The sequence below is a fragment of the Actinoplanes derwentensis genome, from assembly GCF_900104725.1.
GTDB classification, from domain to species: Bacteria; Actinomycetota; Actinomycetes; order Mycobacteriales; family Micromonosporaceae; genus Actinoplanes; species Actinoplanes derwentensis.
This window is the reverse complement of record NZ_LT629758.1, coordinates 4,416,152-4,440,926: the sequence shown is the minus strand read 5'-3', so window position 1 is coordinate 4,440,926 and position 24,775 is coordinate 4,416,152. Positions and strand designations below refer to the sequence as shown.

Here is a 24,775-nt window from a genome sequence, read left to right as displayed (position 1 = left end):
CCCGAGCCGTGACTTCCTCCGACCACGACACCGAGGTCCTGTCCCGCCCGGAAACCCCGTCCGGCCTGACCGAAGCCCTGGCCGCGGCCGCCCCGCGCCGATGGTGGAACCGCACCACCATCGCCCTGCTCGGCGCGGCCCTGCTGATCGGCGGTTTCCTCGGCGGTGTCCAGGCGCACGAACGCTGGGGCACCACCTCGTCCACGTCGGCGCAGCCCGGCAGCGGTTTTCCCGGCGGCGCGGGCATGCCCAGCGGCTTCGGTGGTGGCCGGGGAAACGCGTCCGGTGCTCCCGGCGGCGCCCCGGCCACCCCCGTCGGCACCACCGGGACGGTGAAGCTGGTGGACGGCACCACCCTCTACCTGGAGACGGCGGCCGGTGAGACGGTGACCGTGCGGACCGCCGGCACCACCACGGTGAAACTCAGCCAAGCTGTCACCCTGGACAAGCTCCTCGCCGGCGTGGCCGTGACCGTCCAGGGCGTCCCCGACTCCGAAGGCGTCATCACGGCCACCACGGTCACCGCCGGCTGAACCGTGGTGTCCACCAGTTGGCCCGGCCCATCAGCGCCATCGTGGCCGGGACCAGCACACCCCGGATGACCGTGGCGTCGATCGCCACCGCGACGGCCAGCCCCAGCCCGGTCATCTTCACGATCGGGCTGGTGTCAAGCACGAAGCTCGCGAACACGCACCCCATGATCAACGCCGCTGACGTGATCACCATGCCGGTGCCGGCCAGACCCTCCCGGACCGACCGCCGGTTGTCGCCGGTCGCGTCCCACGACTCCCGCACCGCCGTGAGCAGAAAGACCTCGTAGTCCATCGACAGCCCGAAGAGCAGCGCGAACAGTAGCATCGGCACATAGGACTCGATCGGCACCGGCCCGTCCAGCCCCAGCAGCGTCACACCCCACCCCCACTGGAACACCGCGGTCAGCACTCCATAGGCGGCGGCCACCGAGAACAGATTCATCACGGCCGCCTTGACCGCGACCACCGGCGCCCGGAAGGCGGCCAGCACCAGCAGGGCGGCAAGGACCACCACGAGACCGATGACGTACGGCATCCGGTCCCCGACCCGTTCGGCCAGCGCAGCCTTGGCCGCCGTGGCCCCGGTCACGAAGACCCGAACTCCCGGCACGGACACCTGCTCCAGCCCGCGAACCGTAGCCACCGCCCCCGGATCCCCGGGACTGTCCGCCGGAATCACCCGCACCGACACGGCCGACCCGTCCGCCGACACCTGGGCGGGCTGCACCCGCACCACACCCGGCACTGCCGCGACGGCCGCGGACAACGCCTCCACCCGAGCATCCACCAGGGTCTTGCCGTCAGCGGCGGGTGGTGCGGTGGCGCTGCTGCTCGCGGGCATTGACGGTGCGGTGGCACCGGTCCCGGTTGCGCTGCTCACGGTTGCTGATGGTGGTGGTGGGGTGATGGTGCCGCCGGTGGGTGTGGTGGCGGTGCTGCCCGCCGCCGGTGCCGGGATGGCGGGTGAGAGTTCGGCGACCACGATGATCGGGCCGGTGGCGCCCGCCCCGAACTCCTCGGCCATGACGTCGTATCCGGCCCGGGCCGCGGTGCCCGGCGGATCGTCACCGGCGTCCGTCTGGCCCAACGTCATCGCCGTCACCGGTGCGGCCACCACCAACAGCAAAGCCACGCTGACCAGTGCCCATGGCCAGGGTCGCCGGGTGACCCGGTCCGCCAGATTTCCCCACGCCGAACCACGCCCGGTATCCGTCGCGGCGGCGGAGGCCGAAGCGGAAGTGGGTGCGGGAGCGGAGTCGAACACGGGTGTGGACGCGGAGGTGGGTGTGGAGGCGGGCGCGGGGGTGGTGACGGGAGGGGGTGGAGCCGGTGGCTGGCGGCGGAGGCGGAGGGCGTTGACGCGGGGGCCCAGTAGAGCGAGCAGGGCGGGGAGGAGGGTGATCGAGGAGGCTACCGCTATCAGGACGATCAGGCCGGCGGTCCAGCCCAGGGTGGCCAGGATCGGTACTCCGGCTACGGCCAGGCCGGCCAGGGCGACGATCACCGTTCCGCCGGCGAAGGCCACCGCGCTGCCCGAGGAGACGACCGTGGCCACGATCGCCTCCGGGATCGGGACACCGTCGGTGAGCAGGGTGCGGTAGCGGGTGATCATGAACAGGGCGTAGTCGATGCCGACGCCCAGCCCGATCATCGTGGCCACCGTGGTGGCCACCGCCGGGATCGCGGTCAGATGCCCGGCCAGCCCGATCACACCGAGTCCGCAGACCAGGGTGAGCAGCGCGGTCAGCAGCGGAAGTCCGGCCGCGACCAGCCCGCCGAACGCGACGATCAGCACCACCAGTGCCACCCCGATGCCGAGGGCCTCGCTGCGCCGGGTGTCCGCCTCGCCACGGGCCAGCGTCCCGCCCGGAAACACGGTGTCCGCCGCCGGTTCCGCCGCGGCCAGAACCTCACCGATCAGTTCTTCGCTGATGTCGCGTGGACTCACGTCGAACTGCACCGCCAGGTACCCGGTGCCGCCGTCCGCCGTCAGCGAACCGGCCCCCACACTGGGCGGCGTCACCGAAGTGACGTGGTCGAGTCCGCTGATCCGGTCCGCCGCCGCGGCCGTCAAGGCCGGGTCCAGTGGTCCGCCGGCCGAGCGGAGGATGACGGTGCCGTTCGCGCCGCCCGCTCCGGGGAAATGCTCGTCCAGCAGATCCCGCCCGTGTTGAGCGGCGGTTCCCGGCAACGTGGTGTCGTCGTCCACCGCTGACCCGAACACCAGCACCGACCCGGCGACGGCCACCGTGACCAGCAGCCATCCGGCGACCGTCCACCAGGGCCGCCGAACCGCGAACCAGCCGGCCCGGGTGAACAGCCGATGGATCCGGCCTCCCGCACGAGCGGCACTCATGCGGCACCTCCGGAGTAGCGGCCCGAGCCGCCGCCTACACCCTCGCCCACACCGAACCTGCCGGCAACCCCGCCCTCGGTGGAACAGGAGGAGCCGCCGGTGGGAGCGCCGGCTGTTACAGCGTCGCCGGTGAGGGCATCGGCTGTCACGTTGTCGCCGGTGATGGTGAGGCGGAGGCCGGTGATCGCGGCCTCGGCACCGGTGTAGGCCAGCCCGGCGGGCAGTTCGGGCAGGTCCATGGTGGGGGCGTTCGCTCCGTCACCGAAACGGGAGGCGGGCAACCGGATACCGGCGACCGGCAGTTCCACCTCGTCCGGGCGGATCCGCAGCCGGCCGTCGGTGATCTCCGGGGTGGCGATCACGGTCACCTGCAATTCGCGTCCCAGGATCGTCCGGGTCATCGGGATCAGTAGATGCCCGGCGCCGTCCGTGGACAACGGACCGGAGAGCAGGCCCGGAACGGTGCCGGAATCCGCAGCGCCGGAACTCGGCGGAATCACGGCAGGACTCGGGGCCGCGGAGGCGGAAGTCGAGGCGGCGGCGGAAGACGAGGAGGAAAGGGAGGAATGGGAGGAAGAGGAGACCGGCGGGATTGCGGCGGGGAATCGGGAGCTGGTGGCGGAGGCGGAGGTTGCCGTGATCGCGATGGGGGAGATGGAGGGCGTGGGGGCGGGGGCGTGTAGATCCCCGTACGGCAAGGTGATCGTGGCCCTGATGGATTCTGCGGACGGTGTGCCGGTCGCCGGGAGGCTCACCTGTGCCGCGTCGACCTCGACGGACAACCGGAAGCGGCCCGCCGGGACCGCGTCGGCCGTCAGCCGGACGCTGTCGAAGCGGCGGCGGGCCAGCTGGTCCAGGAACGGTACGCCGCCGAAGGAGACGGACGGGTCCGAGGACAGGCCCGCCGCGCAGCGGACCTGGGCGGCCAGGCGCCCGGCGGCGATCGACGCGGCCGCCCGGTCGGCGACGACGGTCGCGGTGAGCAGGCAGCCGGCCGTCACCCCGATGATGATCAGTGGTTTTCGCACGTCACCCATGGCATCAGCGGCCGGTGACGGCTCGATGCGAACCGGATGAGAGTCAGATGGGAACCTCGAACCAGACCGTCAGTCCCGGGTCACCGAGTGTGATTCCGGTGGTGCCGTGGTGGGCGTGGATCGCCTCGGCGACGATGGCCAGGCCCAGGCCGGCGCCACCGGTGTGGGCGCGGGACGTGTCCGCCCGCCAGAAGCGTTCGAACGCCCGGGCCACCGACGCCGGAGGCAGACCCGGCCCCTGATCGGTGACCTCGACCCGCACCGCGGGCACCCCGAAACCCGGCATACCGGCAGACGGCGAGCCAGGTGTGCCACCGGCGCCCGACTCGGATGTGCCGCCGGTGGGGCGGGTGACGGCGGACTCGGGTGGGCCGCCGACGAGATGGGCGGTGATCGACGCGGGTGTGCCGGCCGGGGTGTGGGCGAGGATGTTGCCGAGCAGGTTGGCCAGCACCTGCCGCAGCGTGCTCTCGTCGCCGGTGACGGTCACCGGGCCGGTGACCGTGACGTCGAGGGGACGGTCCGGTTCGATGGCGCGGGCGTCGGCGACCGCGTCCCGGATCAGTGCCGCCAGGTCGACCGGGCCGCGGCGGGGCGGGGGATCGGACTCCAGCCGGGCCAGGTAGAGCAGCTCGTCGACGAGCGCGCCCATCCGCCCGGCCTCCTGCTCCAGGCGGCGCAGCACGTCCGGGCGGTCGGCCAGGTCGACGACGCCGGTGCGGATGAGCTGGAGGTAGCCGCTGATCGAGGTGACCGGGGTGCGCAGTTCGTGCGAGGCGTCGGCGACGAAGGCACGCATCCGCTGTTCGGAGCGTTCCCGCACGGCCATCGCGGCCTGGATCCGGCTGAGCATCCCGTCGACGGACACCGACAGCCGCCCGACTTCGGTGCGGGCTTCGGGGGAGCCGGGCGGGGGCGCGCCGACCCGGCGGTCCAGGTTGCCGCCGGCGATGGCCCCGGCGGTCGCGGCGATCTCGTCGAGCGGGCGTAACCGGCGGGCCACCAGCCAGCGGGCCAGTACGGTGAGCAGCATCAACACCACGGTCGACGTGATCGCGGCGGTGAGGGCGAGGCGGGTCACGGTGTCCCGTACCGGCGCTAGGGGAAGGCCGAGCAGCACCAGACCCGTGGCGACCGGCACTACCTGGACCCGGTAGGAACCTTGCACGGTCTGCGGTCCGGCCTCGGCGGTCGCGGCGTGGTCCAGCAGTGGCGTCGCGGGCAGTGGAGTGCCGCCGAAGAGCCGCACGGTGTGCCCGTCGGTGCGCCGGAACTCGATCAGGTATTCGGTGACGGAGATCGCCGAGCGCAGTTCGGAGCCGTCACCGCCGGGCGGGATCAGCGCGGCACGCTGCCGGACCAGGACGGCCGCGGCGGCGAGTTGTTCGTCGGTCTGTTTCATCAGGTACGACCGGAGCGCCACCGCCGCGGTCAGCCAGGTGATCAGCAGAGCCGCCGCGGTCAGTCCCGCGACTCCGGCGATCAGGGTGAACCGCAGCGAACGGCGGCTCATTGGCGCAACGCGTAACCGAAGCCGCGGTGGGTGACGATCAGTGGCGGCCCGAACCGGTCGAGTTTGCGGCGCAGGTAGCCGACGTAGGTGTCGACGACGTTGGAGACCGCGGTCGTGTCGTATTCCCACACGGCGTCCAGGATCTGCGCCCGGGACAGCACGCGGCCGGGGTTGGCCAGCAGGTAGCGCAGCAGCCGCAGCTCGGTGGGGGAGAGCGTCACCTGTTCCCCGGCCCGGCGCACCTGCAGGGTCTCCTGGTCGAGCTCGACGTCGGCGTAGCGCAGCACCGGGTCGGTCCGGGTCGGCTCGCCACCCCGGACCCGGCGCAGCACCGCGCGCACCCGGGCCAGCAGCACTTCCACGTCGAAGGGTTTGGTCACGTAGTCGTCGCCGCCCCAGGCCAGCCCGGACAGCTGGTCGGTGCGGCCGTCCCGCGCGGTGAGGAAGATGATCCCGGCGTCGCAACCCTGTTCGCGTAGCCGCCGGCACACGTCCAGGCCGTTGCCGTCGGGCAGCATGACGTCGAGCAGCACCAGGTCGGGCGGGTGGGCGGTGGCTACGGAGACGGCCTCGGCGGCGGTGGCCGCGGTGCCGACGGTGAAACCGTGGAAGGTGAGCACGGTCCGCAGCAGGTCGAGGATGTTGGGCTGGTCGTCGACGACGAGGACGTGGGCGTTCATGGTGCTGTCATCGAAACACAGGTCGATGAGAACCCGATGAGAACCGGCGCTCAGCGATGCCGGCGGCGCATCAGCACCGCGACCAGAGCGGCGATGAACAGGTCGACCACGATGATCAGGCCGGGCCAGCCGAACAGCAGCATGACCGGTGGGACCAGGACGAACAGGCCGGCGCAGAGTACCGCCACGGCCGGGAAGCGGACCTCCGACGGTGGCTCGGCCATCCGCGCGGCGAAGTCCGGGTCGCTGAGGATGACCCGTTGTTCCAGCTCGGCTATGACGCGACGGTCGTCGTCACTCAACATGGATGCCCCCTATGACGGAGTAGCCGTCCGGGGATTACCCGCGGTTCACATCATTAAACGAGATCAGTCAATATCGCGGCCAGTAGGGTGGTGCGGGCGGCCAAACCGGTCGCCGAGACCCATTCGGTACGGGCGTGCGCGCCCCCACCCCACGGGGCCAGACCGTCGACCGTCGGGTGGCCCAGCGAACCGGTGGTGTTCGTGTCGGCGGCACCGTCGGCCGGGTGGCCGTTCAGAGTCTGCCCGGCACCGGCCGCGATCACCCGGATCCGGTCCAGCAGTGCCGCACCGGCCGGGCCGGGCTGCCAGGTGGGGCGATGCGACAGTAGTTCGGTGGTGACCGACGCCTTCGGGCGGATCGGGTCCAGGGCCCGCAGCGCGCCGAGCACCGCTTCCTCGTCGGCCGGGTCGGTGAACCGTAATCCCAGGTCGGCGTGCGCCCGGCCGGCGACCACATTGGTCCGGCCGCCACCGGCGATCGTTCCGGTGTTCAGCAGCACCGGGCGCGCCGACACCAGCGCACGCACCCGGATCAGCTGGTCCACCAGCTCGTCGATGGCACTGGCCCCGGCGTCCGGGTCGAGGGCGGCGTGCGCCTCCACTCCGGTCACCGCGATGCGGGCCCGGGTGCTGCCCCGGCGGCCGGTCTTCAGGTCGCCGCCGGGGTGCGGTGGTTCCAGGCCGAGCACCGCGGACGACTTCGCCGCCTCGGAGCGCACCAGGTCACCGGCGGTCGGCGAGCCGATCTCCTCGTCGGCGACCACGATCACTCGTACCGCCGGATGTGGACCTTGAAGTTGGGAGATCGCGGTGAGCAGGGCGACGAGACCGGCCTTGGTGTCGTAGACCCCCGGCCCGCGCACCACGTCACCCGTCACCGACCAGGGCATCTCGGCGAGAGTGCCGACCGGCCACACCGTGTCGTAGTGGCTCAGGAACAGCAGCGGCGGCCCGGTGACGTCGCGCGCCGGTAGCGTCCAGATCAGATGGTCGCCGGTCGGGTGGGCCTCCCGGGCGGTGTGCAGACCGGCCCGCGCGGCGTCGGCCTCCAGCGCCTCGGCGAGGGCGGCCAGTCGCCGGGCGTCTCCGGTGGGCGACTCGAGCAACGTGTACCGGCGCAGCGTCTCCAGCATATCCGAACGCTAAGTCGCACCGAACCCATTGTCAACGAGCGTGGATATTGCCACGATGATGGTTATACGTTTCGTATCTTTGACGGGGGGCGGTCATGGAAGTGGTGGTACGCGAGCTCGACGGGGCTGCCGAGTGGACCGCGGCGTCGGCGCTCTACCGATCCGTCTTCGGCTACCAGCAGCCCGAGTTCGGGGTCAACCCGCGCCTGCTCGCCGCCCTGCGGGAGAACTCCGGCTCGGTCATCGGAGCCCTCGGCTCTGACGGCACGGTGATCGGCTTCTGCTACGGCTTCGCCGCCGTCGACGGCGGCGAGCTGTACCACTACTCGCAGGCCGCCGTGGTCGCCCCCGCCGCCCAGGGTTCCGGGGTGGGCCGCCAGCTGAAACAGGCCCAGGCGGAGGTGGCGCGGGCGACCGGCGCGCGGACCATGCGATGGACCTTCGATCCGTACGCGTTACGCAACGCCCACTTCAATCTGGCCGTCCTCGGCGCGGCCGGGATCCGGTTCCGGCCCGACTACTACGGCGACGACACCGACCGTGTCCTGGTCAGCTGGGACCTGTGGCACGCCCGTAAACCCGGCGCCCCGCTCCCGCCGGTGGACACCCCGGCCGATTCCCGGATCGCCGCGCCGCGACGGTCCGACCGGGCGGCTCTGCGGGCCCGGCTGCGCGAGCGATTCGCCTCCGGCGCCCGGCTGACCGGGGTGGTCCAGGCGTCCGGCCGGGCCACCTACCTGTTCGAGGCGGCGTCGTGACCAGCCCGTCCGAACGGTTCGACCGGCACGTGCAGCGGCGGTCCGCGCAGGTGCTCAAGCAGCGTGTTCTGGAACAACAGCGTGCCGAGTTCGAGAAAGCCCTGGCCTGGGCGGCCGAACACGACGCGATCGAGCAGGCCGCCGCCCTGATCGTGTCGGCCCGGCGCCGTTTCCTGCTCGGTTACGGCAAGTCGCTGGCGTACGCGTCGATGCTCGCCACCGACCTCAGCGCCGGGCTGTCCGGCGTGCACCTGGTCGGCGACGGCTCACTGCGGGCCCTGGACGTGCTCAGCGACGTCCGTCAGGGTGACCTGCTCGTGGCCGTGTCGATGTCACGCTACCGCCGGGAGACCGTCGAGGTCGCCGAGGCGTACGTGTGCAACGAGGGCCAGCTCGTCCTGATCACCGACGCCGACGACGCACCCCTGGCCGCAGTCGCCACCACCAGCATCGTGATCGGCGCCGACAGCGCCTCCTTCGCGAACTCGCCCACCTCGGTCGCGCTCGCCCTGCACCTGCTCGCCACCCTGACCATCGCCAGCTCGAAAGGCGCCGGCCGCCGGCTGCGCGACCGGGACGCTCTCGCGGCCGGCCTGGGACTCTACGTGGAGACCACATGATCGAGCGGGTGGAACTGCGACGGGTCCGGCTGCCGCTCGTGCACCGCTTCCAGACCAGCTCGCACGCGAAGCGGGAGCTGGAACACATCCTGGTGACCCTGATCGACACCGACGGCGCCACCGGGTGGGGTGAGATCGCGTCGCCGAGCGGGCCGTTCTACTGCGCCGAGACGGTGGAGAGCTGCTGGGCGGTGGCCCGGGACCATCTCGCGCCGATGATCCTGAAGGCCGCCTGGGAGCATCCGTCCGAGCTGCCGGTGGTGCGCGGGAACTACTTCGCCCGCGCCGGGTTCGACATGGCCGCCTGGGATCTGTGGGCGCGGGTGCGGGGCGTACCGCTGGCGACCGCCCTCGGGGGAGAGCGGGTGAAGGTCGAAGCCGGCGTGTCACTGGGGATCGAGCCGACCATCGACGACCTGCTGGAACAGGTCGGGCTGCGGGTGGCCGAGGGCTATCGGCGGGTCAAACTCAAGATCGCTCCCGGCTGGGACGTGGAACCGGTCACGGCAGTGCGAGAGAGATATCCGGACCTGCTGCTCCACGTCGACGCCAACGGCGCTTACCCCTCGGGCGAGATGTCGGTGTTCGGCGAACTGGATCAGCGGGGACTGTCGATGATCGAACAGCCTTACGCACCTCGCGACCTGCTCGCCCACGCCGCACTGCAGGACCGGATCACCACCCCGATCTGCCTCGACGAGTCGATCGAGGAGGTCGGCGACCTGGCCACCGCACTGCACCTGGGCGCGGCCCGGATCGTGAACCTCAAGGTCTCCCGGATGGGCGGTCTCACCAGCGCGCTGCAAGCCCACGACCTGGCGGTCCGGCACGGCATCCCGCTCTGGTGCGGTGGCATGCACGAGTTCGGTGTCGGCCGGGCCGCCAACGTGGCCCTCAGTTCGCTGCCCGGATTCACGTTGCCGTCCGACGTCTCCGGTTCGGCCAAGTACTACGCCCGCGACGTGACCACCGAGCCGATCGTCTGCCACGGCGGCCTGGTGGACGTACCCACCAAGCCTGGTCTGGGTTTTGATGTCGACCTGGATTTTGTGACCGCGCACACGACCCGCGCCCAGAACTTCTCATGACCGGACCCGGGACACCGATGAGCGGCCCGAAAAGTCCTGCATGGGAGGTGCGATGTCCCGACTCGGAGCATTCACGCTGTTGCTGGGGATCGGCCTGGCCGCGACCCTGATCTCGGTGCACGCCGAGGCGGAGATGGTCGGCACACAGACACAGGTGGCGCTGACCCTCTTCGCCCTGGACGTGACCGCGATGGCCGCGGCCGTCGTCGCCTGGCGGCATCCGGCGGCCCGCCGCGGCTGGGGGATCATGGCGGTGGCGTTCGCGCTGCTCGCCACCTCCGGGCTGCTGCGGCAGGTCTTCCCGGCCGAGGACTACCCGTTCCCGTCACCGGCCGACGTGGCGCTGCTGGCCTTCGTCCCGGTCGCGGTGTTCGGCCTGTCCCGGCTGACCTGGCGGTCCTGGCTGCTGACCGCGGCCGCGCTGGCCACCGTCGGCGGCGAGGTCTACCTGAGCGTCCGGCAGAGCCCCGGCGGTGATCTGGTGGACTCCTGCCTGCTGGTCGCCCACTTCCTGCTCGCCCTCGCGCCGCTGGCCCAGCTCCGGGACGCCGCGGCCGACCGGTTCGACATCCCCGAACCGGGCACCGACCCGCTGACCGGGCTGTTCGACCGGCGGGGCCTGCACACCGGGCTGTCCGTGGCACTGGCCCGCAACGCCCGCGGCCCGAAGACGGTCGCCGTGGTGCTGACCGATCTGGACGGTTCCGAGTACGGCGACGAGCTGCGCCGGGCCTATGGCCGGATGTTGCGGGCCAACGTCCTCGGCACCGACCTGGTGGCCCGGATCAGCGGCGACATGTTCGCGATCGTCCTGCAGGACATCAACGACCCGGCACAGGCCGACGCCGTCGTCACCCGGATCCGGGACGCCATGCGCGAGCCGGTGCTGATCGGTGACCTGATGGTGCAGCCCCGAGCCGGATTCGGCGTCGCGGTGGCCGAACCGGGCGAGACCGACGCCGACACCCTGCTGCACCGCGCCGGACTCGCGCTGTCCGAGAACCGGGTCAGCGACCGAACGCCGCCCGCACCTCGCTAGAGGTCAGGCCCTGGGCGCGGTAACCGGTCGTCCCCGACTCCAGCAGCTCGGTGGCCGCGTCCCGCAGCGCGCCGTACGCCGCCCACGCCAGCGAACCACCCGTCGACACCCGCCGCACCCCGAGTTTCGCCAGCTCCGGCACGCTCGGGGTGCCCGGGAAGATCAGAACGTTGACCGGCGCGGCGACCGCTGTGACCACCCGCTCGATGTCGCCGGCCGACACCAGGCCGGGAGCGAACAGCACGTCCGCGCCCGCGTCCCGGAACGCCACCAGCCGCGCGATGGTGTCGTCCAGATCAGTCCGCCCGTACAACAGGTTCTCGGCCCGCGCGGTCAGCACCAGCCCATTGCTCCTCGCGACTTCGGCGGCCGTGCCGACCCGCTCGACAGCCGCCTCGAACTCGTCGATCGTGTCGGTCGCCGGGTCGTAGTCCTCGATGGAGACACCGGCCGCCCCCGCCTCGGCGAGCAGCTCGACGGTCCCGGTGATGTCGTCGAACAGCCGCTCCCCGTCGACGCTCAACGGCACTGTGAGCGCCGCCGCCACCGCCGCCACGTGCGTGACCAGCTCGTCCCTGGTCACCTGCTGGTCCAGTTTGCCGAGGCTGGCGGCCAGACCCGAGGAGGTGGTGGCCACCGCGGAGAATCCGGACGACTCCAGCAACCGGGCCGAACCCACGTCCCAAGCGTTGGGGATGAGGAAGGTCCCGGCCGAGTGCAAGTCACGAAATCCCATGCCGTCACCCTGCCACAGTCCCGGATCGCGAGACGCCCCAGAATGGCCCGATGAGCAGCGATCCGAGGTCCGACATCCGCGTCGCGGTCGCCTTCTCGCCGTGCTCCGGCCACGGGGCCAAGTTCGCCGCCCTGACCGGCGAGATGACCGCGGCCCTGGCGATCGGCGACGCCGCCCCGGAGCCCCGGTTCACCCTGAACCGCTTCTAGCTCGTCGGCTCCTTCACCGCTTTCAGCTCGTCAGCTCCGTCAAAGCCGCGTCGAAGATCTCGTGGTGGCGGTTCACGTCGGCGAGAGTGGTCTGCGGGCACATCAGCGCCATGTTGTGGAACGGCGTCAGCAGCACACCCCGATTCGCCAGGTAGAGGTGCAGGAAATCCTCCAGCTCGGCGTCCGCTCCGGCCGCCGAGGCGGTGCCGTTGCGCGGGGCGGGACTGGTGAACCGGTACTCGACCCGGGCGCCGAGGCGGCTGACGGACCACGGTAACCCGTACCCGCTGATGATTTTGATCAGTCCGTCGGCGAATGCCGAAGCCGTCGCGATCATCGTGTCGAACGCCTCGGCGGTGAGGACCTCGGTCAGCGTCGCGCGGGTCGCGGCCATCGACACCGGATTGCCGGCCAGGGTGCCGCCGACCCCACCCATGTCGATCAGGTCCAGGTCACCGCGCCCGGCGAGCGCTTCGGCCAGGTCGTCGGCGAGACCGTACGCACCGACCGGCACCCCGCCACCGATGGCCTTACCGATCGTGACTACGTCCGGATCCAGTCCCCAGAACGCGGTCGCCCCACCCGGCCCGGCCGAGAACGTGTGCGTCTCGTCGTTGATCAGATAGGTGCCGTACTTCCTGGTCAGCGCCCGCACCCCGGCCAGATGACCGTCGTCGGGCAGCACGATGCCGATGTTCGTCAGGGCCGGTTCCATCAGCACCGCCGCCACGTCACCGTGCGCGAGCTCCCGCTCCAGCCCGGCCAGGTCGTTGAACTCGGCGACCCGGCTCGTCATCGTCACGTCGACCGGCGCGCCGACGTTGCCCTCCCGGCTCACCCCGCGCCCGTCCTGACCGACAACGATCAGCGACTCGTCGACCGAACCGTGATAGCAGTAGCTGTTGACCAGAATCTTCGAACGCCCGGTGACAGCCCGGAGCAGGCGGATCGCCCACCGGTTGGCGTCGGTCGCGGTCAGGGCGAAACTCCACTTCGGTACGCCGAAACGACGCGCCAGTTCGGCAGCGGCGACCGTCGCGTCCTCGGTCGGCAGCATCGTGCTGAGCCCGCCCAGATCCGCCATCCGCCGCGTGACGGCCTCGACCACCGGGCCGGGGGAGTGCCCCGCCATCGCACCGGTGTCACCCAGGGCGAAGTCGATGAACTCGTTGCCGTCGACGTCGGTGATCCGGTTCCCGCGCGCGGTGTCCAGGTAGATCGGGAAATGCCCGGCCGCCTTGTTCATCCAGGTCATCGGAACCCGGCCGAACAGGTGATCCGCCCGCGTGTAGGCCGCCCGCGAACCGCGATGACGGTCGGCGTAGGTGGCCAGCTCCCGCCCCGACAACGTGCTGAGAAGACCGCGAGAAACCCCGGAATCCGTCGACATGGCGCGACGCTACCAGGGAATCGTCACTCTTTGGTCGTTCGCAGAACGGTAACCGTCTTGCCCCGTCCGTCCGTCACATAGAGTCGCAGACCGTCCGGTGACAGCGCGTTCACCCGCGGACTGTCGCCCACGTCGACCGTCGACACCACCTTGCCGGTGCCCAGATCGATCACCGACAGGCTGTCCGAACCCTCGTTCACGATGTAGGCGTGCTTCCCGTCCGAGGAGATCATCACCGCCTGCGGTTCCTTACCCACCTTGATCTTGTGGACCAGGCGCTGATCACCGGAGTCGTACACCTCCACCGTGTCCAGGTCGTAGTTCGTCACCACCAGTTGCGCGCCGTCCGGCGTCACCGCCAGCGCGTGCGGCGACTTACCGACCTTGAAGTTCTTCAGCACCAACCGGTCCGCCACGTTCACCACCGACAGCTGACTCGACTCGTGATTGGCGGTGAAAGCAGTCTTCCCGTCCGGGGTGAACACGATCCAATGCGGGTTCGGCGGCACCGAGATCCGCGCCGCCTCCGTCAGCGACTGATCGTCATAGATCTCCACCCGGGCCCCGTTGTGAATCGGCACCCACACCTTGCCGTCCGGCGCCACCGCGGGCTCGAACGGCCGCGGTCCAGTCCGGATCGTCTTCACCAGAGACCGGTTCACGGTATCGATGACCGCCATCCCGTTACCGGTGAAGTTGTCCTCGAACAGCGACACATAAAGCCGCTTCCCGTCCGCCGACAAAGCCAGGAATCGCGGCGTGTTCGGCACCTTGATGGCACTGCTCTTCTGCGACCGGACATCCACGAAATGCACGTCCTTGGAACCCTGATCAGCCACATAGAGCGTCCGGTTGTCCGGCGACACCGCCACACCCTCCGGCTCCCGGCCGAGCTTGATCTGCTCCAGCACCACCGGTTTCGCCAGACTGGCCACCGGCGACTGAGTCCCCGCCGGATCCGTCGCCGGAGCAGTCGGTTCCTCCCCGGCGGGCTGCTCGTCCTCAGTCGCGGTCACCGTGGGCGCCGGATCCCCCGGAGCAGCCGCTGTCTCCGCCCGATCCCGCGCGAACCGCACCCCCGCAAACGCCCCACCGGCAATCAGCAGAAGAACCACCACCACCCCCGCGACAACAGCAATGCGCCGCCGTCCCGGTTTCCGCTTCTCCTCAACCCCTTGCGGGTACGGACCCACGCCCGCCCCCACGGAATACCCACCGGCATCGGCGCCATGTGATCCGCGGGGATAGCCGGTTTCGCTGGGTGCTGCCGGGAAGCCGCTTCCCGCTATTCCCGCCCCGAATCCGCCGGCCCCGGTAGGACCATCAGCCGGACCCGCAGCGAAGTTCCCACCGAACCGGCCGGTGGCAGCCTCGTGGTCTTCGCGGCCTCGGGGATAGCCACCTCCCGGCTGTTCCGGAACATCGTCGCCCTGCGGATGAGTAGCACCCCCCGGTCCCTGAGCCCACGAATCCGTAGCCGGCCAGGCCCCCGCCGGAGAACTCGGCCAAGGCGCCACCGGCGAGGTAGGCCAACCTCCAGCCGAACCGCCGCCATCCGCCTGGTCTTTGCCGTGCCCTTCCCCGGCACTGCCACGGCCGCCGGGCCGTTGCCGGGCGGCCTCCGGATCGCCGGGCCACTGTCCGCTTCCGCCCCGGTCGCCGGGCCATTGCCGAGCGGCCTCCGGATCGCCGGCCGGTTGCCCCGAGTGCGCCGGTTGTCCTGGCTGGCCGGCTTCCGAAGTCGAGCCCGGCCATGGCACACCGGATGAAGGAGCCCGCTCCTCGGCCCAGGCCATGGTGGCATCCGAATCCGGCCAGCTATCCGCTGACCGACCATGGTTGCCTGCCCCTGCCCCTGCCCCTGCCCCTGCCCCTGCCCCTGTTCCGGTCTCCGCTCGCGGAGGCAGTGATCCCCACGGTCCAGCCACCCCGCCACGCTGGATACCGGGCCCAGCCTCCACACCCGTTCCGCTCTCGGCGGCGTCTTCCGCGATCCTTGGTTCGGTTCCGGTTCCGGCAGTAGCCTCCCCCGGTCCGTCTCCAGGCGAGACTCCTGCCGCGCTTCCGGAAGCCGTCCTCGAGGTCTCAGCCCCAGCCCGATCGTCGGCATCCGGAGTGGCCCAAATCGCGGGTTCCTCATCTGTTCCAGATACCGGTTCCACCGGAGTGGTACTCGACCGCGAACCGTCGCCTGCTTCCGTGTCACTGGCCGCGTCGGCATTCACCGGCGAGCCGGCTCTCGTCCCCGCGAACCAGCCCTGACCTGCTCCGTCCTGTTCCGCCGACGCGCTGCCACCAGACGGCCGGTCATCCTCCGCGGGCCGTCGCTGAGCCGGAATGGCCACACCATTCCCGGTTGCTTCGGTTGCTCCAGCCGTTCCGGTTGCTCCGGCTGGACGGTCAGGCCACGATCCGCCGCCGGGCCACGGCCCGGCCGGGCTATGCCCGCCATCTCCAGCGAAGCCTCCCGCTATGCCGCCATCCACTGCTTCACGACGCCCGACCCTGTCCGCATCGCCTTCAGACGTGCCGCGTTCAGACGTGCCGGCCTCGGCCGCGTCGGTATTGGGCGCGGTGGGCTCAGGGCTGCTGGTCTCGGTGGATTCGGAGATCGTGCCGCGTTCGGTGGCGGGTATGGCGGCCGACGACTCAGAGACAGCCGACTGTTCCGGAGACTGGCCCGGCTTCCGGCCAGCCGCCGGCCATGCTCCGGCCGGGTCGGTCTTTCCCCAGCTTGTGGACCACGAGCCGACGAAGCCTCCCGCAGCCGATCCGGTGTCCCGTCTGACGTCACCCTGATCCGATGCCGAACTCTGCAGCGATCCAGAGGTCCCGGCATCGACCACATGTTCCCGGGAACGTTCTTCACTGCCCGGCTCCGTCAGACTCGGCCCGTCCGCCCCGCTGTTTCTGGAAGCGGTGTCCGTCGGCTGCCCGGTGTCGCTCGAAGCCTCATCCTGCGGCTGCCGGATGTTGTTCGAATCCGAGGCCTCCGGCTCATCGGCCGGTTCGTCACCCGAACCGCTGAGGTCCGGGGCGGAGGTGTCCGTTCGTTCGGAGACAGCCGCGCTGCGCGAATCATCGGTGGATTGCTGAGACTCGGAGCCGGGCCAGGGACTGGTCCCGAACATGGTCTCGGAAACGCCACGGGTGGACGGTTCCGCCATAGGACCGTCAGGCCCCGAACCATTGCCTGAAATCGCGCCGCTCGGAGTGTGCGGACCGGTGTCGGCTTTTGGTTCCCCGGTGTCGTTTGCCCTGGCCGCAGTCTCCGAACCCGTGTTGTTCCCCGGGGCCTCCGCCTCAGGGGGATCACCGACTACGACCGGCGTGGCGGTGGAATCTGGGCCAACCGTCTCATCGGGCCTGGAGACAGAGTCGCTCGCCGAGTCGGTACCAACGGCAGATTCGCCCGGGTGGCCAGCGAGAGTCTCGTTCGTGCGTTCAGCGGGAGCATCGTTCGTGCGTTCGGCGAGAGGATCGCCGCGGTGGCCGGTGCCGGCTGTTCCGGCGAGCGGAAACGTCCCCCGGACTGTGGCCTTCGGCGCGGTGAGTAGCTCGTCATCGGAGTTCCCGGCTGCAGTCGGTGTTCTGCTTTCCAGCGGGCTGCTGGCGGGGCGGATGCCTCCGGGCTGACTACTGGTGGGCCGATGTGGCTGAACGCTTCCCGGCTGGAGCCCTGTGGGTCGGCTGACTCCCGGCTGGAGCCCCGTGGGCCGGTATGAGGGAGTGGCCGGTGGGCCGCTGATGGGTGCCCATGGGGAAGTGCTCGCGGACGGGGCGTCGGCTGGTGTTCCCGGAACAGCGGGACTGCCGTAGGGAGTGCCTGGCCGAGTGCCTGATCCGGGCGTGGGAGCGTCATCCCGATCGAACCGGCTCGGGGCAGCGGATCCGCTGGTCGGTGCGTGCGGATCGAATCGGGGTGCTCCGGTCGTACCGGAAAGGTCGGGGTCAAGTAGTTGCCTGCTGCCTTCTGCGACCGGGACTTGGTCCGGGCCGTCGGGGATCGGCGGTGGTGTCTGCCGGGCCGCGTCCTGCCAGCCGGGGGCGCCGACGGCCTCGCTGGACCATGCGCCGGTCTCCCCGGGCCAGGCCTCGGCTGGTCCCGGCATCTCCCCGGGCCACGCCGCGACGGTCTCACCCGGCCAGGCCTGCCCACCGCCCGGTGGTGAGGCTCGCCCGGCATCGCCGGACCATGCTGGACTGTGCGACGGGGCCGGGCTGTCAGGGCCGTGCCATGCCGGTTCGGGGGTGGACCAGGGCTGCGTTCCGGTGGCCGGTGAAGAAGTGGGGCCGGTGACCGAGCCGGGGCCGAGGCTAGCGCCAGAGCCGACGCCAGAGACTGGGGTGGGCCATGGCTGTGCTGTTCCGGGTGTGGCCGCCTCGGGGCGGGCCGTGGGTGAACCGCCGGGGCCGGGTGGGAGGGCTTGAGCCTGAGCGCCGGTGCCGTTGGACGGGATCCAGCCGCCGGTGACTACGTCGAAGTCCTCCGAGACCTCGCCGGTGACGGTGAGGCGTGCGGTGCCGGCTGGGCCGTCCAAGGTGACGGCGCCGTTCAAACGGCCCACCGTGGGGAACCAGGAGACCCGCAGCGTGCCGCCTTCGAGGCGGGCGTGCAAGCCCTCCGTCGAGCTGGTCACTGCTGACGCCGCGGACAGCGGGGGGCCCTGCACGGCGACGACCGCGGCCAGCTGGCGGGTGCCGGGGGCGACCCGGCCGAAGTCGAGGGCGGGTTCGGCCAGGCGGACCGAAGTGCGGCGCAACGCGGCGGTCGCGGCGGCTGCCACCCGGCCCTCGCCGGTGGACAGGCCGTGCAGGGCGGAGCGGGCTTCGACAGCGCGGGACAGGTCGGTGCCGGCGGCGGCGACGGCCAGTTGGGCGATCGACGCCATCTGGTCGCTGCCGGGGCGCCGGATCCGGGAGAGCCACGGCTGCCGGCCGGAGCCGAACACCCACTGCCGGGCGCTGGGGTCGCGTTCGCGCAGGTGGTCGTAGAGTTCACTGATGCCGATCCAGCCGTCGCGGTCACGGTCGGCGGCGCCGCTGGTGACGCCGTCGGCGATCAGCCCGGCGAAAGTGGGGGGCTCGGGCCGGGCGGTCGAGGCGATCACGACACGGCTCTGCCACTCGGCGGAGCGGGCGGCCCGGAAATGGTGACCGGCGTCGACGGGACCGCCGGTCCGGCCGTCGAGGATCACCACGGCCTGCCCGGCGCGGCTGCGCTGCATCAGCGACGCGGCCTGGGACACGTCGAGCGCGGTGTCCGCGGGGCGGCCCATGACGGTGTCGGCGGCGGCCAGATACAGCCCGCCACCCGGCCCGGTCAGCATCACACCCCGGAAGTAGAGCAGCACACAATCGTCCTGGTCACGCCCCTCGAACAGGGACTTGACCCGGCCCCACGCCTCCCGCGCCCCGGGATCTCGCAGGAACTCCACCTCGAACCCGCCGAGCGCTTGCTCCCCGAGCACGTCCACGAACGCCGGAACATCAGCCGACGGCACCGCGAACCTGCGCAACACGGGGTCGTCGTGCTGCTCGACGCTAATGACCACTGCCAGTCGTCGCCCGCTCATCGATTGCATCACCCGTCATCCATGGTGCGACGCCGAAGCCGCCCACGAAACCCCGAGTTGATTACGAACCGCTGTGATTTGACGACACACTGTTGTTGATCTCGATTGCGCGGTGTCCGATCCGGAATGCGCACGTGACGATCTACCTGCGGTGATGTTGCCGAACCGCGGGAGTGGAAGGGTGTCGATCCATGCTCTGCCCGCAAACGTGCCATAGTCACGGCGGCCGTGCAGATTTCACCGGATCCAGTGTCGGCCGGGTGACCACGTTCGAGTCTCGGCCCCGGATCACGAACACGCAGCGCGACGACGGGCACCCGTGTGGCGACGGCCATCCCCGTGTGGGGATGGCCGTCGGCCGGCTAAGCGTAGACGTCCATGAAACGGCCGCTACGCAGGAAGCTGGCGTTCTCGCCGGCCTGCATCGCACCCGCCCGGGAGACCTCTGCCTCGATCCGGACCACCTCGGCCTCGGCGTCGGCGACCGCCGCCCGGTCGGCGGTGATCACCTTGCTGTGGGCAGCGGTCGGGATCTGGTCGGTGATGAGCTGCGCGCGAGCGGCGGCCAGACGGCTGTAGGCGGCGTGGCTGTTGCTTTCCGAGAAGGTTGCGGCATTCACCTGCATCGGGGGCTCCTCCGTTGCTCTCCGGTAGCGATCACTCGCTGGACAGCCGGTTACATCGTCCGCCGCACTCCCGACTTGCAACTTCTGTGAGTGACCTGTGTAACAACCTCACCGCAACCGGTCCGGAGCCGCCCCGGAAACCCCGAACCCGCCACCCACGCCTGGGGTTCGCCGGCTACCACATGCCGGCGGAAACACGCTGGGCGTGGCCGGTGCTCTCCGGGAGCACCTGACCACGCCCTCTGTCGCGGTGGTTCTGATGTCAGCTAGCGGAAGCGACCAGCTCGCGTGCCCGGCCCGGCCAGGTGGCGATGCTTGCCGAACCGCGCATGCCGGCCGCGTTGATCGCCGCCTTGAGGCTGATGACGTCGGCGTCGGCCAGCTTGGCGAAGGTGGTGATGCCGGCCGCGGCCAGGGCGATCGCCACCTTCGGACCGATGCCGGGGATCTTCGTCAGGTCGTCGGGCTGGGCGACCGGCGCGGGCGTACCCACGAGGTCCGGCTCGGCGGTGATGATCGCCTGAGCCGGGATGACCGGTTCCGGCGCGGCGATCGGCTCGGGTGCGGCGACGGGCTCGGGCGCGGCGACCGGTTCCGGGGCGGTGACCGCCTCAGCGGCGACCGGCACGATGACCTCGGTCTTCTCGTCCTCGAAATCGGGCTCGTCGACCACGGCGGGCGCGGGCTCACCAGCGGCGACCGGCTCGAACACGGCCGTCTTCTCGTCCTCGACGGACTCGGTGACGGTGGCCGTCCCGGCTACCGGCTCCTTGTCGGCCTCCACCGCGACCGGCGCCAGGACGGCGGTCTTCTCCTCCTCGACAACCGCAGGCTCGGCGACCGGAAGCGGCTCGGCGACGGTGGCCTTGTCGGCGTCGGCGTCGGCCGGCGCGACGGGCGTGAGGAAGGTGGTCTTGTCCGCGTCGTCCGCAACGGCCGAGACGGGCTCGATGACCGTGGTCTTGTCGGACTCAGCCTCGGCGACCGGAGTCGGCTCGGTGACGGTGGCGGGCGTGAGGAACGTGGTCTTGTCGGCTTCGGCAACCGGTGTGATGTCGGCGGTGTCCTCGGCGTCGGTGCTGGTCTCGGTCGCGGTGGCCGGCACGATGATCGCCGTCTTGTCGGCGTCGAAGTCCGCGACGGGCTCGACGACGGGCTCCGAAACGGGCTCGGCGACCGGCGCGATGACGGTGGTCTTGTCGGCATCGGCCGAGGCGGCGGGTGCCGTCTCAGCGTCGGTGACCGGCGAGAGGAAAGAAGTCTTGTCGGCGTCGGCGTCGGCGGCGGGCTCGGTTGCCGAGGTGGTGTCGGTGAGCGGCTCGGTGATGACCGGCGCGATGACGGCCGTCTTCTCGGTGTCGGTGACACCGGCCGGCTTGTCCTCAGCGGACTTCGCCGGAGCCGAGGAAGCGGTGGTCGTCGAGGTCGCGGGCTTCGAGCTGGCCGGCGTGGTCGTGGTGGTCGGGGTGGTGGCGCCGGAGCGTCGACCCCAGACCAGCCATCCGACTATCACGCCGATCGCGAGCCCGGCGACAAGGTAGAGGAATGATGCCATATTGGGCCTCCGGACTGGAGAGGAGGGTGCAGGTGTAGCGGGCAGCTTTCCACATCCCTGTTGAGCTGCTACTACGAGGGGTCCTGAGGCTGGCCTGGGTGGGACGTCCCGAAGGCGATGACAGTGGTGATTGCCCGGATTGTGCTGGTGAGGGCAGGGTCAGGGGCGGGAGACCGTGCCCGGTACGAAACGGTTGACGGCGTAGGTGAGCACCCACAGCGCCACTCCGATGAGGAGCAGCACGCCCGCCACCCGGTAGTCGGCGGTGGCCCGGCCGGAGAGCGGGCTCGCCAGGAAGGCGCAGGCCGCGGCGCCCAGCACCGGGATCACGGTCGGTGCCCGGAAATGCCGGTGCTCGACGGGGTCGCGGCGCAGTACCAGGCAGGCCACGTTGACCACGGCGAAGACACAGAGCAGGAGCAGAGCGGTGGTTCCGCCGAGGGCGGTCAGGTCGGCGAACCAGATCAGGCCGAAGGCGATGACAGTGGTGATGGCGATCCCCACCCATGGGGTACGTCTACCGCGGTGCACCCGGCCGAGCACCGACGGCAGCACCCGTTCCCGGGCCATCCCGTACAGCAGCCGGCTCGCCATCATCATGTTGATCAGTGCCGAGTTGGCCACCGCGAACATGGTGATGAAGGCGAACACCGACAGTGGGAATCCGGGCGCTCCGGCCGCGACCACCTTGAGCAGGGGAGTGTCGCCTTCACCGAGTTCGGCGGGGGCGACCAGGGCGACCGCGGAGATCGCCACGAGCACGTAGATCACCCCGGTGACGCAGAGGCCGAGGAGCATCACGCGGGGAAAGTTCCGGACCGGATCGCGGGTCTCCTCCGCCATGTTGACCGAATCCTCGAAACCGACCATGGCGAAGAACGCGAGGGCGGTCCCGGCGGTCACGGACAGCACGACGCTCTCGCCGGGTGGGGTGTTGAAGTCGGTGAGCCGGGACAGGTCGCCGTCGCCACCGCCGAGTGCCCACGCGCCGATCCCGATGATGATCAGCAGACCGGTGAGTTCCACGCAGGTGAGCACCACGTTGGCTTTGACACTCTCACCGACACCCCGGAAATTGACTACTGCTACCAGGGTGATGAACCCGAGTGCGACGGCGGTGACCGCGAAACCGCTGGAGAACCCGGGGGACAGGTCGAAGGCCGAGCCGAAGTTGCCCGCGAACGCCTTGGACGCACTGGACGCCGACGTCAGCCCGGAACACATCACCGCGTACGTCACCATGAACGTCAGGAAGTGCAGCCCGAACGCCTTGTGGGTGTAGAGCGCGGCCCCGGCGGCCTTCGGATATTTGGTGACCAGTTCCAGATAGCTGAACGCGGTGAGCAGCGCGACCGCGAACGCCAGCAGGAACGGCAGCCACACCGCGCCGCCGACCTCGTTGGCGACTTTGCCGGTCAGCGCGTACACGCCGGTGCCGAGAATGTCGCCGACCACGAACAGCAGCAACAACGCCGGGCCGATGACCCGGTTGAGTTCCGGTTCCCCGGCGGAATCGGAATCGGAATCCGAAGCAGAAACAGAAGACGTCACGTCCGCTCCCCGAAATCGGTCCACTGCGGATCAGTGAGGTTACGCGCACCTTGCGTGACATGCGGGCTGGGTGGCGGCGAAACGCTGGTGGTCACCCGCCCCGTAACCGGGTGACCACCAGCGCCGGTCTACGGGACCGCGGGGTAGTCGGTCACGTAGACCGGAGCGCCCACCTTCGTCATGTCCGCCGCCGCGCCGACGCCGTTGACCACGTGGTCGATCACTCCGGCGCTCAGGTTGACGGTCATGATGTGGTGCAGCTTCACGCCGGGGGTCTTCGGGACCTCGAAACCGTTCTCCGTACGGATGGACGGGTTGTTCTGGTTGAAGACGTAGACGCCACCGCCGTACAAGCGATGGCTCTTGACCTTGGCCCCGACCTTGTAGCCGGCGTAACCGTTGACCGTGCCGTTGGCCCAGTCGGCCTGCGTCGGCGGGTCGTACGGCAACTCGTTCTGGTAGAGGACCGTGGTGCCGCGTTCGCCGTTCCAGATGGTGTTGTACTTCTGGAAGTGCTCGACGAACAGGCCGGTCGCGGTCACGTCATCACCGTTGATGACGGCGCCGTAGCGGCCGGTGTTGGTGCGCCAGCGGTCGGTGTCGCCGTTCACGCCGGTGGTGAAGCCTTCGACGCCGTGGTCGCCGCGCCACACCCAGGTGTGGTCGATCAGCACGTCGTCGCTGTTGACCTCCAGGGCGATGTTCGTCTTGCCGATGTGCGGGCCGCCGACCCGGAAGTAGACGTCACTGAGCGTCGTCGGGTTGGACGAGCTGCTGATCCCGAGACCGTGCTGACGGCCGACACGCAGTAGCACCGGCGACTCCTTGAGCCCGGCGTCGATGGTCACCCCGGCGACGATCACGCCGGGTACGTCCGCCACGTCGAGCGGGATCGCACCGTCGACCGCGGTCAGAGTGGCGTGGCCGAGGCCGAGCACGACGGTGTTCGGGCGGAACACCTTGATGCTGCGGGCGATGTCGTAGACGCCCGGGGTGAGCAGCAGGTTCTTGCCGAGCGCGAGCTGCAGGTTGATCTTCGCGACCGAGTCACCGGGTTTGGCTACATAGAATTCCGACAGCGCGATGGTACGGCCGGACCTGTCGTCCCACGAGGTGCCGCTGGTGTTCCGCTTCGCCGCGGGCACCCGCACCTGGTACTTGCCCTTGCCGTCGACGAACAGGAACGGCTTCTCCCGGCTGACCGGAGTGGTGTCCAGCGTGGTGTACGGCGTGGTGGGGAAGTCCGCCTCGCTCGGCGCGCCCTTCACCCCGGCGAACACCTGGTTCCAGACCGCGTTCGACCAGCTCTCGACCTCGCTGTCGCGGGTCAGCCACTGCTGCTGTGAGCCGTTGACAGTGGCCGGCAGCTTCGAGTTCGCGATGAAACCGCCGGACGCGTACTGCGGGCCGGCCGTGCAGTAGTCCATCAGCGACAGGGTGCCGCCGGTGAACTGGGTGCGCCGCAGCGAGACCGCCTGCGACACCGCCCAGAAGTTCGCGGTCTGCCGGCAGCCGTCCTGGCCGGTGCCGTTGACGTGCACGGTCAGGTTCGACAGGGTGCGCCAGAAGTTGACCAGGGCGATGCAGTTCGGGTTGGCCGGATCAGAGCCGAGGCAGCGGTTGTACGCCTCCACCTTGCCGTTGATGACCACGTCGTTCGGGTTCGCCCCGAGACCGGTGATCTCGGTGTAGTACCCGACCTTGATCTGCAACGGCTGCTCGGCGGTGCCGTAGGTGCCGGGTTTGAACAGGTAGGCGTACCGGGCCGTGCCCATCTCGTTGTCGACCTGCTTCGCGTAGGTCGCGTCCAGAGTGGCCTGGATGTCGGCGACCGGCTGGCTCGGGTCGAAGACCGTGACGTTGGGGCCGAGGTTCGGAGTGCCGGCCGCGCCGTGGGCGTAGGCCGGCAGGCCCGGTGCTACCGCGAGCGTGAGCCCGGCAGCGAGGGCCACCGCGGCGGAACGGCGGAGTCTCGTCATGCGGTTGGCGTTCCTTCCGTAACAAGATCGCAATGATGCCCGTCACAGAACCAATCGCCGACGGTCCATGTCAAACAGACCGATCCGGTAA

The 24,775-nt window shown here is 70.2% G+C and carries 19 protein-coding genes; 6 read left to right on the top strand and 13 right to left on the bottom strand.

Going from position 1 to position 24,775, the window contains the following annotated elements:
• Positions 1-8: 8 nt before the first annotated feature.
• Positions 9-533 carry a hypothetical protein gene (locus BLU81_RS19630; protein ID WP_092546012.1) on the top strand — a complete coding sequence of 175 codons (525 nt, stop codon included), beginning with the start codon at positions 9-11 and terminating at the stop codon, positions 531-533.
• On the opposite strand, the gene BLU81_RS19625 is transcribed toward BLU81_RS19630, so the two are convergent.
• The 6 genes from BLU81_RS19625 to BLU81_RS19600 are packed head-to-tail and all read right to left on the bottom strand — an operon-like array spanning position 520 to position 7,557.
• On the bottom strand, positions 520-2,889 hold the full coding sequence (locus tag BLU81_RS19625; RefSeq protein ID WP_092546011.1) for an MMPL family transporter: 2,370 nt from the start codon (positions 2,887-2,889) through the stop codon (positions 520-522). The two genes, BLU81_RS19630 and BLU81_RS19625, sit on opposite strands and share 14 nt — an antisense overlap.
• The gene (locus BLU81_RS19620; protein WP_157751686.1) at positions 2,886-3,917 is read right to left on the bottom strand and encodes an LmeA family phospholipid-binding protein; all 1,032 of its coding nucleotides are present in this window, start codon (positions 3,915-3,917) and stop codon (positions 2,886-2,888) included. The genes BLU81_RS19625 and BLU81_RS19620 overlap by 4 nt, the downstream gene beginning before the upstream one ends.
• A gap of 52 nt (positions 3,918-3,969) precedes the next feature.
• Positions 3,970-5,439 (bottom strand): sensor histidine kinase, encoded by a 1,470-nt coding sequence (locus BLU81_RS19615; protein WP_092546009.1) that lies wholly within the window; start codon positions 5,437-5,439, stop codon positions 3,970-3,972.
• Positions 5,436-6,119 (bottom strand): response regulator transcription factor, encoded by a 684-nt coding sequence (locus tag BLU81_RS19610; RefSeq protein ID WP_092546008.1) that lies wholly within the window; start codon positions 6,117-6,119, stop codon positions 5,436-5,438. Before BLU81_RS19610 ends, BLU81_RS19615 begins: the two co-directional genes overlap by 4 nt.
• A gap of 50 nt (positions 6,120-6,169) precedes the next feature.
• Positions 6,170-6,424 carry a DUF3040 domain-containing protein gene (locus BLU81_RS19605; protein WP_092546007.1) on the bottom strand — a complete coding sequence of 85 codons (255 nt, stop codon included), beginning with the start codon at positions 6,422-6,424 and terminating at the stop codon, positions 6,170-6,172.
• Between the two features lie 53 nt (positions 6,425-6,477).
• The gene (locus BLU81_RS19600) at positions 6,478-7,557 is read right to left on the bottom strand and encodes a M20/M25/M40 family metallo-hydrolase (RefSeq protein WP_092546006.1); all 1,080 of its coding nucleotides are present in this window, start codon (positions 7,555-7,557) and stop codon (positions 6,478-6,480) included.
• Between the two features lie 95 nt (positions 7,558-7,652).
• Here BLU81_RS19600 and BLU81_RS19595 point away from each other — a divergent pair, with 95 nt between their 5' ends.
• Genes BLU81_RS19595 through BLU81_RS19580 form a run of 4 tightly spaced genes read left to right on the top strand, consistent with a single transcriptional unit; the run spans position 7,653 to position 11,062 of the window.
• The gene (locus BLU81_RS19595; protein WP_092546005.1) at positions 7,653-8,315 is read left to right on the top strand and encodes a GNAT family N-acetyltransferase; all 663 of its coding nucleotides are present in this window, start codon (positions 7,653-7,655) and stop codon (positions 8,313-8,315) included.
• On the top strand, positions 8,312-8,935 hold the full coding sequence (locus tag BLU81_RS19590) for a MurR/RpiR family transcriptional regulator (protein ID WP_092546004.1): 624 nt from the start codon (positions 8,312-8,314) through the stop codon (positions 8,933-8,935). Before BLU81_RS19595 ends, BLU81_RS19590 begins: the two co-directional genes overlap by 4 nt.
• Entirely contained in the window at positions 8,932-10,023 is a 1,092-nt protein-coding gene (gene menC, locus BLU81_RS19585; RefSeq protein ID WP_092546003.1) for an o-succinylbenzoate synthase, read from the top strand. Before BLU81_RS19590 ends, menC begins: the two co-directional genes overlap by 4 nt.
• 52 nt (positions 10,024-10,075) lie before the next feature.
• Entirely contained in the window at positions 10,076-11,062 is a 987-nt protein-coding gene (locus BLU81_RS19580) for a GGDEF domain-containing protein (RefSeq protein WP_157751685.1), read from the top strand.
• On the opposite strand, the gene BLU81_RS19575 is transcribed toward BLU81_RS19580, so the two are convergent.
• Positions 11,031-11,798, bottom strand: coding sequence for an isocitrate lyase/PEP mutase family protein (locus BLU81_RS19575; protein ID WP_092546001.1), 768 nt, complete (start codon positions 11,796-11,798; stop codon positions 11,031-11,033). The two genes, BLU81_RS19580 and BLU81_RS19575, sit on opposite strands and share 32 nt — an antisense overlap.
• Positions 11,799-11,848: 50 nt before the next feature.
• Between BLU81_RS19575 and BLU81_RS48410 the strand changes: the two genes are divergently transcribed.
• The gene (locus BLU81_RS48410; protein ID WP_197686298.1) at positions 11,849-12,007 is read left to right on the top strand and encodes a hypothetical protein; all 159 of its coding nucleotides are present in this window, start codon (positions 11,849-11,851) and stop codon (positions 12,005-12,007) included.
• Between the two features lie 22 nt (positions 12,008-12,029).
• Here the strand turns inward: BLU81_RS48410 and BLU81_RS19570 are convergent, their stop codons facing one another.
• The 6 genes from BLU81_RS19570 to BLU81_RS19545 all read right to left on the bottom strand — a co-directional run bounded on the left by BLU81_RS19570 (position 12,030) and on the right by BLU81_RS19545 (position 24,684).
• Complete coding sequence (locus BLU81_RS19570; protein WP_092546000.1) at positions 12,030-13,397, bottom strand: transaminase; 1,368 nt, start codon at positions 13,395-13,397, stop codon at positions 12,030-12,032.
• A 23-nt stretch (positions 13,398-13,420) separates the two neighbouring features.
• On the bottom strand, positions 13,421-18,982 hold the full coding sequence (locus BLU81_RS19565) for a beta-propeller fold lactonase family protein (RefSeq protein ID WP_092545999.1): 5,562 nt from the start codon (positions 18,980-18,982) through the stop codon (positions 13,421-13,423).
• A 353-nt stretch (positions 18,983-19,335) separates the two neighbouring features.
• A complete protein-coding gene (locus BLU81_RS19560) occupies positions 19,336-19,599 on the bottom strand; it encodes a hypothetical protein (RefSeq protein WP_092545998.1) in 264 nt (87 codons plus the stop codon).
• A 262-nt stretch (positions 19,600-19,861) separates the two neighbouring features.
• Positions 19,862-21,154 carry a helix-hairpin-helix domain-containing protein gene (locus tag BLU81_RS19555; protein ID WP_092545997.1) on the bottom strand — a complete coding sequence of 431 codons (1,293 nt, stop codon included), beginning with the start codon at positions 21,152-21,154 and terminating at the stop codon, positions 19,862-19,864.
• Positions 21,155-21,313: 159 nt separating this feature from the next.
• Complete coding sequence (locus BLU81_RS19550) at positions 21,314-22,705, bottom strand: APC family permease (protein ID WP_092545996.1); 1,392 nt, start codon at positions 22,703-22,705, stop codon at positions 21,314-21,316.
• 128 nt (positions 22,706-22,833) lie between these two features.
• Entirely contained in the window at positions 22,834-24,684 is a 1,851-nt protein-coding gene (locus BLU81_RS19545; protein ID WP_092545995.1) for an adenylyl cyclase, read from the bottom strand.
• Positions 24,685-24,775: the final 91 nt, after the last annotated feature.

Excerpts from the sequence above, each read along its gene's own strand:
- BLU81_RS19625 (WP_092546011.1), bottom strand. The coding sequence starts at position 2,889 with ATGAGTGCCGCTCGTGCGGGAGGCCGGATCCATCGGCTGTTCACCCGG.
- BLU81_RS19615 (WP_092546009.1), bottom strand. The coding sequence starts at position 5,439 with ATGAGCCGCCGTTCGCTGCGGTTCACCCTGATCGCCGGAGTCGCGGGA.
- BLU81_RS19610 (WP_092546008.1), bottom strand. The coding sequence starts at position 6,119 with ATGAACGCCCACGTCCTCGTCGTCGACGACCAGCCCAACATCCTCGAC.
- BLU81_RS19605 (WP_092546007.1), bottom strand. The coding sequence starts at position 6,424 with ATGTTGAGTGACGACGACCGTCGCGTCATAGCCGAGCTGGAACAACGG.
- BLU81_RS19600 (WP_092546006.1), bottom strand. The coding sequence starts at position 7,557 with ATGCTGGAGACGCTGCGCCGGTACACGTTGCTCGAGTCGCCCACCGGA.
- BLU81_RS19595 (WP_092546005.1), top strand. The coding sequence starts at position 7,653 with ATGGAAGTGGTGGTACGCGAGCTCGACGGGGCTGCCGAGTGGACCGCG.
- menC (WP_092546003.1), top strand. The coding sequence starts at position 8,932 with ATGATCGAGCGGGTGGAACTGCGACGGGTCCGGCTGCCGCTCGTGCAC.
- BLU81_RS19580 (WP_157751685.1), top strand. The coding sequence starts at position 10,076 with ATGTCCCGACTCGGAGCATTCACGCTGTTGCTGGGGATCGGCCTGGCC.
- BLU81_RS19575 (WP_092546001.1), bottom strand. The coding sequence starts at position 11,798 with ATGGGATTTCGTGACTTGCACTCGGCCGGGACCTTCCTCATCCCCAAC.
- BLU81_RS48410 (WP_197686298.1), top strand. The coding sequence starts at position 11,849 with ATGAGCAGCGATCCGAGGTCCGACATCCGCGTCGCGGTCGCCTTCTCG.
- BLU81_RS19570 (WP_092546000.1), bottom strand. The coding sequence starts at position 13,397 with ATGTCGACGGATTCCGGGGTTTCTCGCGGTCTTCTCAGCACGTTGTCG.
- BLU81_RS19565 (WP_092545999.1), bottom strand. The coding sequence starts at position 18,982 with ATGCAATCGATGAGCGGGCGACGACTGGCAGTGGTCATTAGCGTCGAG.
- BLU81_RS19560 (WP_092545998.1), bottom strand. The coding sequence starts at position 19,599 with ATGCAGGTGAATGCCGCAACCTTCTCGGAAAGCAACAGCCACGCCGCC.
- BLU81_RS19555 (WP_092545997.1), bottom strand. The coding sequence starts at position 21,154 with ATGGCATCATTCCTCTACCTTGTCGCCGGGCTCGCGATCGGCGTGATA.
- BLU81_RS19545 (WP_092545995.1), bottom strand. The coding sequence starts at position 24,684 with ATGACGAGACTCCGCCGTTCCGCCGCGGTGGCCCTCGCTGCCGGGCTC.